Genomic DNA, 9,763 nt, shown 5'->3' on the forward strand with positions numbered 1-9,763 from the left:
GAAGACCGAATCCTGACACATTCCTGATTGAGGAGGCACCCGAGTCATGTCCGAAACTCCCCCGTTCGAAGGCCGGCCTGCGGCCCCGGCGGCTCCCGGACAGCCCATCGGCGGCAGCGGTCCGGGCGTATGGGACCCGGAGTTCTTCCAGAACCCGTACCCCACCTATGCCTGGCTCCGCGAGAACGACCCGGTCCGCGGCATCACCTGGCCCGGCCCGCCCGGCCACGCCTGGCTCGTCACTCGCTACGAGGACGTCCACGCGGGCCAGGCCGACTCCCGGCTGCGCCACGACCTGACCGCGTTCATGGCCGAACTCGGCATACCCGAACCGCCCGCGATCGGCGGCGACGTGGCGCGGCTGCTCGGCCGCAACCTGACGCTGCTGGACGCGCCGGACCACCCCCGGCTGCGCTCGGTGCTGGCGCGCTTCTTCACCAAGAAGCGCATCGAGGGCATGCGCCCCCGCATCGAGACCCTCGCCGACGGGCTGCTGGACGAGCTCGCCGAGCGGGCCGGGGACGGACCCGTCGACCTGGTACGGGAATTCGCCTGGAAGCTGCCGCTCGCCGTCGTCTGCGAACTGCTCGGGGTGCCGGCCGAGGACCACGAACTGTTCGGCTACGGCACCGACGCCTCCCGGGACCAGGGCGCCACCGGCGACTACGCGGCCGGCGCGGTCGTGGCCGTCGAGCGGCTGCGCGCCCTCATCGGCGAGAAGCGGGCGAACCCGGCCGACGACGCGTTCACCTCGTTCGTCCAGGCCCTGGACGCCGGTGACTTCCTCGACGAGGACGAGGTGATCGCCCAGGCCATGCTGTTCGTGGTCGCCGGTCACGAGACCACCGTCGACCTCCTCGGCAACGGCGTCCACGCCCTGCTGAGCAACCCCGACCAGCTGAAGCAGCTCACCGCCGACCCGTCGCTGCTGCCGAACGCGGTCGAGGAGGTCCTGCGCTACTACCCGCCGACCGACATCGTCACGCCGCAGTACACCGCCGAGCCGATCCGCTTCGGCGACGTCGAGGTGGACCGCCACCAGATCGTCATCCTGTCCCGGGCCTCCGCCAACCGCGACCCGCAGCGCTACCCCGACCCGGAGCGCTTCGACATCACCCGCAACACCGCCGGCCACCTGGCCTTCGGGCACGGCCCGCACTACTGCGTCGGCGGGATGGTCGCCCGGATCGAGGGCCAGACGGTCTTCGGCCGGATCTTCGACCGCTTCCCCGAGCTGCGGCACGCGACCGGCCCCGACGGGGTCCGCTGGAAGTCCAACCCGGTCGCCCGCGGCCTGGTCTCGCTCCCCGTCGACCTGGGTACGCCCCGCAGGCCGGGGAAGACCGCATGACCGCGCCCGCCGAAGGGCCCGGGGCCCTCACCCCCGACGAGCTCCACCGGCTGCTCGTCGAGTGGAACGACACCGACCACAAGGTGGCCGAGGCCACGCTCACCGAACTCTTCGAGGCCCAGGCCGCCCGCACCCCGGACGCGCCCGCGGTGGCGCACGGCTCCGCCGAGCTCTCCTACGCGGAGCTCGGCGCCCGCGCCAACCGGCTGGCCCGGCTCCTCGTCGGGCGGGGAGCGGGGCCCGAGCGGTTCGTCGCCGTCGCCCTGCCGAAGTCCGTGGAACTCGTCGTCGCCCTGCTGGCCGTGGTCAAGGCAGGTGCCGCCTACCTGCCGCTGGACCCCGGCCACCCCGCCGAACGGCTCGCCGGCATGCTCGCCGACGTGGCCCCCGTGGCGGTCCTCACCGACACGGCGACCGTCGGCGCGCTGCCCGGTGCCGCCGCCCCGCACCTCGTGCTCGACGACCCCGCGACCGTGACGGAGCTGACCGGGTACCCGGCCGCCGACCTCACCGACGCCGAGCGGACCGCCCCGCTGCGCCCCGCCCACCCGGTCTTCGTCATCCACACCTCCGGGTCGACCGGCCGCCCCAAGGGCGTCGTCGTCGAACACCGGTCGCTCAACGTGTACCTGGCGTGGGCCCGGCAGGCGTACGGCGCGGTCTCCGGACGCGCCCTGGTGCACTCGCCCGTCGCCTTCGACCTGACGGCCACCGGGCTGTACGCGCCGCTCACCGCGGGCGGCTGCGCGCACCTGGTCGAACTGCACGAGGGCACCGCCCCCGACGCCGGGGAGCTGCCCGAGGCCACCTTCGTCAAGGCCACCCCGACCCATCTCGCCCTGCTCGCGGCCCTGCCCGACACCTACTCGCCCACCGGGCAGCTGGTGCTGGGAGGCGAGGCCCTGCTCGGCGAGGCGCTGGACGAGTGGCGCGCCCGCAGACCCGGCGCCACGGTCGTCAACGAGTACGGGCCGACCGAGACGACCATCGGCTGCATGGAGTACCGCATCGAGCCGGGCGACACCGTCCCGGCCGGCGTGGTGACCATCGGCCGCCCCATCTGGAACACCCGGCTGTACGTGCTCGACGACACCCTGGCCCCCGTCCCCACCGGCACGGTGGGGGAGCTCTACATCGGCGGCGAACTGCTGGCCCGCGGCTACCACGCCCGGCCCGCCCTCACCGCGGGACGGTTCGTGGCGAGCCCGTTCGCCCCCGGAGCGCGCATGTACCGCACCGGGGACCTGGTGCGGCGCAGGGACGACGGGCAGCTGGACTTCATCGCGCGGACCGACGACCAGGTCAAGGTGCGCGGCTTCCGGATCGAGCTCGGCGAGGTCGAGGCCGCGCTCACCGGCCTGCCCGGCATCGCCGCCGCGGCCGTCTCCGTGCACGAGGAACGGCCGGGCGGCAAGCGGCTGGTGGCCCATGTGGTGCCCGCCGACGGTACCGGCGCGCCGGTGGACACCGATGCGCTGCGCGCGGCGCTGGCCGCCCGGCTGCCGGAGTACATGGTGCCCGCCGCCTTCGTCACCCTTCCGGCGCTGCCGCTCACACCGAACGGCAAGCTCGACCGCAGGGCGCTGCCCGCACCGGACACCGCCGCCCCGGCGGCCGGCCGGGCGGCACACGGCGCGCGCGAGCAGCGGCTGTGCGAGCTGTTCGCCGAGGTGCTCGGTGAGCCCGGGATCGGCGCCGACACCAGCTTCTTCGCCGCGGGCGGCGACAGCGTCGGGGCGTTCACCCTGGTCAAGCAGGCCCGCCTGGCCGGGATCGGGTTCGGCACCAAGGACGTCTTCACCTCGCCCACCCCGGCGGGGCTGGCCGCGCTCGCCGTACCGGTGCCCACCGGGGACCACGGCGTCCAGGCACCGTCCGTGCCCGGCACCGGCGACCCTGCCGGAATCGCCGACGGACTGCCGGGCGGCACCGAGATCCTGGCCGTCTCACCGCTCCAGGACGCCATGGTCCGCCGGGCTTCGGCCGGCCGGGGACCGGGCCCGTACACCGACCAGTTCAGCTTCCCGCTCGCCGGGGGATTCGACCCCGAGGTGATGCGCCGGACGCTCGCCGTGCTCCTGCGCCGCCACCCCGCGCTGCGCGCCGTCTTCCGCACCGGCCCGGACGGGCGCCCCGTCCAGCTCGTGGTCGGTGAAGCCGAGCCCGTGCTCCATGAGTTCGACCTCTCCGCGACGGACGGGGACGAGCAGCAGCGGGAGCTGGACCGGCTGCTGCGCCAGGACCACGACACGCCCTTCGACCTGACCCGGCCGCCGCTGGTGCGGTGCACCGCGATCCGGCTCGCCCCGGACAGCTGGCGGTTCGTGCTGACCCTGGCCCCGATGCTGCTGGACGGCTGGTCGCTGCCCCTGGTCATGGGCGAGCTGTGGATGACGTACATGACCGGCGGCGACGGGGTGATGCTGCCGCCCGTCGCACCGGAACCGCCGCAGCGCGCGTACGCGAGCTGGCTGGCCGGCCGGGACACCGCCGCGACCGAGGACGCCTGGCGCGTCGTACTGGAGGGGCTGCCCGCTCCGGCGCCGCTCGCCGCCACCGCGCCGGGCACCGGCCGGGTCACCGTGGCGGAGACCACCTCCCGGCTGCCCGAGGACGTCACCGGCGCACTCGTCGCCCGCGCTCGCGCCCACGACCTGACCCTGAACACCCTGGTGACGGGCGCCTGGGCGCTGCTCCTCGGCCGGCTCACCGACCGCGACGAGCAGGTCTTCGGCGTGACCGTGGCGGGCCGGCCCGCCGAACTGCCGGGCATCGACCTGGCGGCCGGAATGTTCATGAACAACCTGCCGGTACGGCTCGGCTGGGACGGCGCGGAGCCGGTGCTCGACGTGCTCACCCGGCTCCAGCGGGGACAGGCGGGCCTGATCGCGCATCAGCACATCAGCCTGGCCGAACTCGCGGACATCGCCGGGACGGACGCGCTGTTCGACACCCTCGTGGTGTTCGAGAGCCAGCCGACGACCACCGCCGCGGCGCCCCCGCCACCGCCGCCCCCGATGCCGGGCGGACCCGGCGGGCCCGGCGGACCGGGTGGTCCCGGCGCGCCCGCCATGCCGCCTCAAATGGTGCAGATCCTCGGCATGGAGGCGCACGACGCCGCCCGCGTGCCGCTCCGCTTCGCGGTGGCTCCGGGACCGCAGCTGGGCATCCTCGCCCAGTACTGGACCGAGGCGTTCGAGCCCGGCCGGGTGGACCGGATCCAGGAGCAGTTCCTCCAGGTGCTCACCGCGTTCGCCGACGGCCTCGAAAGGTCCGTCGCCGACACGATGACCGCCGCTACCGGAGGCAGCGAACGATGATCCCGCCCCTGTGCGTACCCGAGTTGTTCCAGCTGCGCGTGGCGGCCGATCCGCAGGGCGCCGCCGTGGTGGGGGAGGACGGTGTCCTCTCGTACGCGGAGCTGAACAGCCGGGCCAACCGGCTGGCCCGGCTGCTGATCTCCCGGGGCGCCGGACCGGAGACCTTCGTCGCCGTCGCCCTGCCGCGCGGCACGGACCTGGTCGTCGCCCTGCTCGCCGTGGTCAAGTCGGGCGCCGCCTATCTGCCGGTCGACCCGGACTACCCCGCCGACCGGATCGCGTACATGCTCGCCGACGCGCGGCCCGCGCTGGTGCTGACCTCGGCGGCCGTCGCCGGACGGCTGCCCGGACCGGCGCAGCTGGTGCTGGACGACCCGCGGACCGCGGCCGGGCTCGCGGAGCAGTCACCGCACGACCCGACGAACGCGGACCGGCTCGCACCGCTGCACCTGCCCTGCCCCGCCTATCTCATCTACACCTCGGGCTCCACCGGCCGGCCCAAGGGCGTCGTCGTCTCCCACATGGGCGTGGCCAGCCTGCTGACCACGCAGCTCGCCGCGCTCGGGGTCGGTCCCGGCAGCCGGGTGCTGCAATTCGCCTCGCCCAGCTTCGACGCCGCCTTCTGGGAGCTGTGCATGGCGCTGCTGTCAGGCGCGGCGCTCGTGGTGGCACCCGAGGAACGCCTCGCCCCCGGCGAGCCGCTCGCCGCGCTGCTCACCGAACGGCGGGTCACCCATGCGACCCTGCCGCCCGCGGTGCTCGCCGCGACACCGTCCGACACCGGCGCCCTCGCGGGCGCCACCCTGATCACGGCGGGCGAGGCCTGCTCCGCCGCACTGGTGGCCCGCTGGGCGCCGGGCCGGCGGATGATCAACGCCTACGGCCCCACCGAGTCCACGGTCTGCGCCACGATGACCGAACCGTTCTACCGCACCGACCTCGGCGCCCCGCCGCTCGGCGCCGCCATCACCAACACCGAACTCCTGGTGCTGGACGCGGAGTTGAACCCCGTCCCCACGGGCACGGCGGGCGAACTCCATCTCGCCGGACCCGCGCTCGCCCGCGGCTACCTGGGCCGCCCGGCGCTCACCGCCGGGCGCTTCGTCGCCCATCCGTCCGGCAGGCCCGGCGAGCGGATGTACCGCACCGGGGATCTGGTGCGCCACCGCCCCGACGGAGAGCTGGAATTCCTCGGGCGCGCCGACCACCAGGTCAAGGTGCGCGGCTTCCGGATCGAACTCGGCGAGATCGAATCGGTCCTCTCGGCGCATCCGTCCGTCGCCCACGGCGTGGTCGAGGCGCGCGAGGACCGGCCCGGAGTCCGGCGGCTGGTCGGCTACGTGGTGCCCGCGCACGGCAGCACCGACTCGGCCGAGCTGCGCAGGCACCTGTCCGCCGGGCTGCCCGCCCACATGGTCCCGGCCGTCTTCGTGGAGCTCGACTCCCTACCGCTGACGCCGAACGGCAAGGTGGACCGGGCGGCGCTGCCCGCCCCGGACCTCGCCGCGGTGGCGGCCGGGGGCGCCCCGCCCCGCACCCCCGGCGAGGAGCGGCTGTGCGCGCTCTTCGCCGAGGTGCTCGGACTGCCCGAGGCGGGCGCCGACAGCAACTTCTTCGCCCTGGGCGGCGACAGCATCACCGCCTTCACCCTGGTGCAGCGGGCCCGGACCCAGGGGGTGGAGCTGACCGTCCAGGACGTGTTCCGGTACGGCAGCCCCGAACAGCTCGCCGGGCGCGCGGAGTCGGCCGGCCGCACCGCGGGCGCGGCGTTCGCGCCGCCCGCCGAGGAGCTGGCGAAGGTCGCCGCCGGATGGCCCGGCCACACCGCGGTCCTGCCGGTCACGCCCATGCAGCACTCGCTGCTGGCGAGCGCCCGGCGCGAGACCGGGACCGGCCGCGTCCTGCAGGACTGCTGGCAGTTCTGGCTGGAGTTCGAGGGCGAACTCGACGCGGGCACCATGCGGCTGGCCGCCGAGGCCCTGCTGCGCCGCTACCCGGAGACGGCCGCCGCCTTCGCCCACGACGGGCTGCGCCGGCCCCTCCAGGTGGTGCCGGGCGAGATCGAACTCCCCTGGACCGAACACGACTTGAGCGGGCTGGCCGAGGAGCAGCAGACCGGCGTGTTCGAGAAGCTGGCCGCCGCGGAAGCGGACCGGCCGTTCGACGTGGCGCAGTCCCCGCTGGTGCGGTTCACGCTCATCCGGTTCGGGGAGCGGCGCCACCGGCTGCTGATCGGCTTCAGCCAGCTCCAGATGGACGGCTGGTCCTTCCCGGTCTTCCTGGACGACCTGTGGGTGCTCTACCAGCACCGGGGCGACGACTCCGGGATGCCGGAGGCGGTGTCCGCGGGCCCGTACACCGAATGGCTGGCCGGACGGGACCGCCCGGCCGCGCAGGCCGCCTGGCGTGCCGCGCTGGACGGGCTGACGGCCCCCACCCTGGTACGGGAGGCCGACGCCGCACACCGCGAGGACGGGCCGCACGTCCAGGACCTGGTGCTGATTCCCGCCGATGTGACCCGTGCCCTCGGCGAACGCGCCCGGGAGAGCGGTCTGACCCTCAACACCCTGGTCCTGGGCACCTGGGGCATCGTGCTGGGCCGACTGACCGGCCGCCGGGACATCGTGTTCGGCTACACCGTGTCGGGGCGCGCCCCCGAGGTGCCCGGCATCGAGCACGCGATCGGCAGCTACGCCAATCTGCTGCCCGTCCGGGTCCGCTGGAGCCCGGAACAGCCGCTCACCGAGGTGCTCGGCCGGCTCCAGGCCGAGCAGGGTGCCCTCATCCCGCACCAGCACCTCAGCCTCACCGACATCGAACAGGCCGTGGACCTGCCGGAGTTGTTCGACGTCACCGTCGCCGCGCAGAACTACCCGGTCAACCGCCCGGCGTCCGAGGCGCTGGGGGCGGCCGCCATGCCGGCCGAGGGCGCGGCCCGGATCGTGGGCGTGCACACCCACGAAGTCACCCCGCACACCCTGCGGCTGTCCTTCCGGGCCGACGAACAGCTCTTCCTGGCCCTGGAGTACCGGGGCGGCCAGGACGTGCTGGCGGGTATCGCCGGGCAGGTGCGCGAGCTGCTCACGGCCGCCGCGGCGGACCCGGCCAGGAGCGTGGAGGAACTGCTCGCGGGCGGCTCCTCCGAAGGACGGAACCCATGAGCCAATCGCGTACCGAAAGGGCGAGTCAATGAGTGCTGACATGCTGATGGACACCCGGCTGCTGGTCGGCCGACAGATGCGGCACCTCAAGCGCGGTCCGGAGCGGGTCGTTCCCGTGGTGATCACCCCGCTGATCCTGGTGCTGCTCAACGGACTGCTGATCGGCAGCGCGATCGAGGTGCCCGGGGACGGCAGCTACAAGGACTTCATGATGGCCGGGGTCTTCGCCCAGGTCGCCATGCTGGGCATGTCCAACGCCCAGAACGGCCTCAAGGAGGACCTGCGCAACGGCCTGGTCGACCGCTTCCAGTCGCTGCCGATCGCCAGGTCCGCCGCCGTCCTCGCCCGGTCCGTCGCCGAACTGCTGATGATGTTCGTGGGCTGGCTGGTGATCGCCGGGGTCGGGCTGCTGATCGGCTGGCGGATGCACGAGGGCCTGCTGCGGGGCATGGCCGGGATCGGCCTGATGCTGCTGTTCGGCTACCTGTTCATCTGGCTGGGCATCCTGGGCACGGTCTCCGGCCGCAACCCCCAGTCCTCCGGCATCGGTTCGATGATCGTCATGCCGATGCTGTTCCTGTCGCCCGCCTTCTTCCCGATCGACAACCTGCCCGGCTGGCTCCAGACCGTCTGCGAGTGGAACCCGTTCAGCTCGGTGGTCGTGGCCTGTCGCGAACTGTGGGGCAACCCGAACCCGGTCGTCACCGGCGCCTTCCCGGTCGAGCACCCGATCCTGGTGGCGACGCTGCTGCCCGTGGTGCTGCTGATCCCCGTGATCCCGCTGGCCGTCCGCCGCTACCACTCCGTGGTCGGGCGGTGAGCTGACATGAGGGTGTTCTCCCCGGTCGGCCGCTGGTCCGCGGCCACCCTGGCCTCACTGCTGGGCGTCCAGATCTTCCAGGTCGCCCTGGCCTGGTCGGTGCTGCGGGTCTCCGGTCCGCTGTCCGCCGCAGTGGTCCTGGCCCTCGGGACGCTGCCCCGGATCGCGATGATGACCGGCCTCACCGCGGGCCTGGCGGCCCGGTTCGCACCGCTGCGGCTGTCGGCCGGCGGCGAGCTCGTCCGGGCCGTGCTGGCGCTGGGCGCCGCCGCGGCACTGGCGGGCGGCCGGCCGGCCTTCGTGACGCTGCTCGTGGCGAGCGTGGCCTTCGGTCTCGTCGAGGCCGTCACCGAACCGGCGACCGGGGGCCTGCCCGCCCTCGTCGCGGGCCCCGCCGACCAGCAGCGGATGCAGGCCCTGCGCACCACGCTGTTCCGGACGACGGTCGTCCTCGGCGGACCGCTCGCGGGCCTGAGCGCACTGCTCGGCCTGTCCACCGCGCTGATCGTCAACGCGGCGGTGTTCGTGGTCTCCGCGGCGGTGTTCGCGCTGCTGCGACCGCTGCCCGCCGACTCCGGCGCACCATCCGGCGCCATGCAGCCGATGGGCGGCATGCCCGGCATGGCCGGGCCGCCCGGACCGGACTCCCCGAAGCTCGGCGAGGCCCTCGCCCTGCCCGGCGTGCGGGCGGCGCTGATCTGCACCGTCCTCGTCGAACTGGGCTGCCCCGGTGCCTTCAACGTCGGCACGCTGCTGCTCGCCGACCACCGGGACTGGGGGGTGACGGGGTTCGGCGTGCTCGTCGGGGCCGTCGGCCTCGGCACCGTCACCGCCGCGCTCGCCCCGTCGTTCGCCCGGTCGCTCCGGGGCAGCGGCGCGGGCCTGATCCTGGCCTGCGTGCTCACCGCCGCCGCCATGGCCGGGCTCGCCGTCGCCCCGAACCTGCCGGTCGCGGCCGGGCTCACCGTCGTGATGGCGCTGACCGCCGCGGCCGCGTCGGCGGCCACCCTGGGCGTCCTGTTCAGCGGACCCCGGCCGGAAGCGCTCGGCATGGTGATGGGGGTCGTGATGGCGGCGGGCGCGCTCGCCGCGCCCCTGTCGTACGTGCTCG

The 9,763-nt window shown here is 74.3% G+C and carries 5 protein-coding genes; all 5 read left to right on the forward strand.

Translation table 11 applies throughout. The features are described from left to right. Nucleotides 1–46: 46 nt before the first annotated feature. Nucleotides 47–1,351: a cytochrome P450 gene (locus ABZY11_RS24970; RefSeq protein WP_356481269.1), complete on the forward strand. Its 1,305-nt coding sequence runs from the start codon at nucleotides 47–49 to the stop codon at nucleotides 1,349–1,351. Further along, nucleotides 1,348–4,671 carry an amino acid adenylation domain-containing protein gene (locus ABZY11_RS24975; protein WP_356481270.1) on the forward strand — a complete coding sequence of 1,108 codons (3,324 nt, stop codon included), beginning with the start codon at nucleotides 1,348–1,350 and terminating at the stop codon, nucleotides 4,669–4,671. The genes ABZY11_RS24970 and ABZY11_RS24975 overlap by 4 nt, the downstream gene beginning before the upstream one ends. Next, complete coding sequence (locus ABZY11_RS24980) at nucleotides 4,668–7,832, forward strand: amino acid adenylation domain-containing protein (RefSeq protein WP_356481271.1); 3,165 nt, start codon at nucleotides 4,668–4,670, stop codon at nucleotides 7,830–7,832. The genes ABZY11_RS24975 and ABZY11_RS24980 overlap by 4 nt, the downstream gene beginning before the upstream one ends. 28 nt (nucleotides 7,833–7,860) lie before the next feature. Then, nucleotides 7,861–8,652: an ABC transporter permease gene (locus tag ABZY11_RS24985; protein ID WP_356481272.1), complete on the forward strand. Its 792-nt coding sequence runs from the start codon at nucleotides 7,861–7,863 to the stop codon at nucleotides 8,650–8,652. 6 nt (nucleotides 8,653–8,658) lie between these two features. Continuing rightward, nucleotides 8,659–9,763: MFS transporter (locus tag ABZY11_RS24990; protein WP_356481273.1), on the forward strand; the 1,105-nt coding region annotated here is incomplete at its 3' end.

The organism is Streptomyces sp. NPDC006510 (assembly GCF_040611955.1).
GTDB lineage: Bacteria > Actinomycetota > Actinomycetes > Streptomycetales > Streptomycetaceae > Streptomyces.

Coding starts and splice junctions, on each gene's coding strand:
- ABZY11_RS24970 (WP_356481269.1), top strand. CDS start 47: ATGTCCGAAACTCCCCCGTTCGAAGGCCGGCCTGCGGCCCCGGCGGCT.
- ABZY11_RS24975 (WP_356481270.1), top strand. CDS start 1,348: ATGACCGCGCCCGCCGAAGGGCCCGGGGCCCTCACCCCCGACGAGCTC.
- ABZY11_RS24980 (WP_356481271.1), top strand. CDS start 4,668: ATGATCCCGCCCCTGTGCGTACCCGAGTTGTTCCAGCTGCGCGTGGCG.
- ABZY11_RS24985 (WP_356481272.1), top strand. CDS start 7,861: ATGAGTGCTGACATGCTGATGGACACCCGGCTGCTGGTCGGCCGACAG.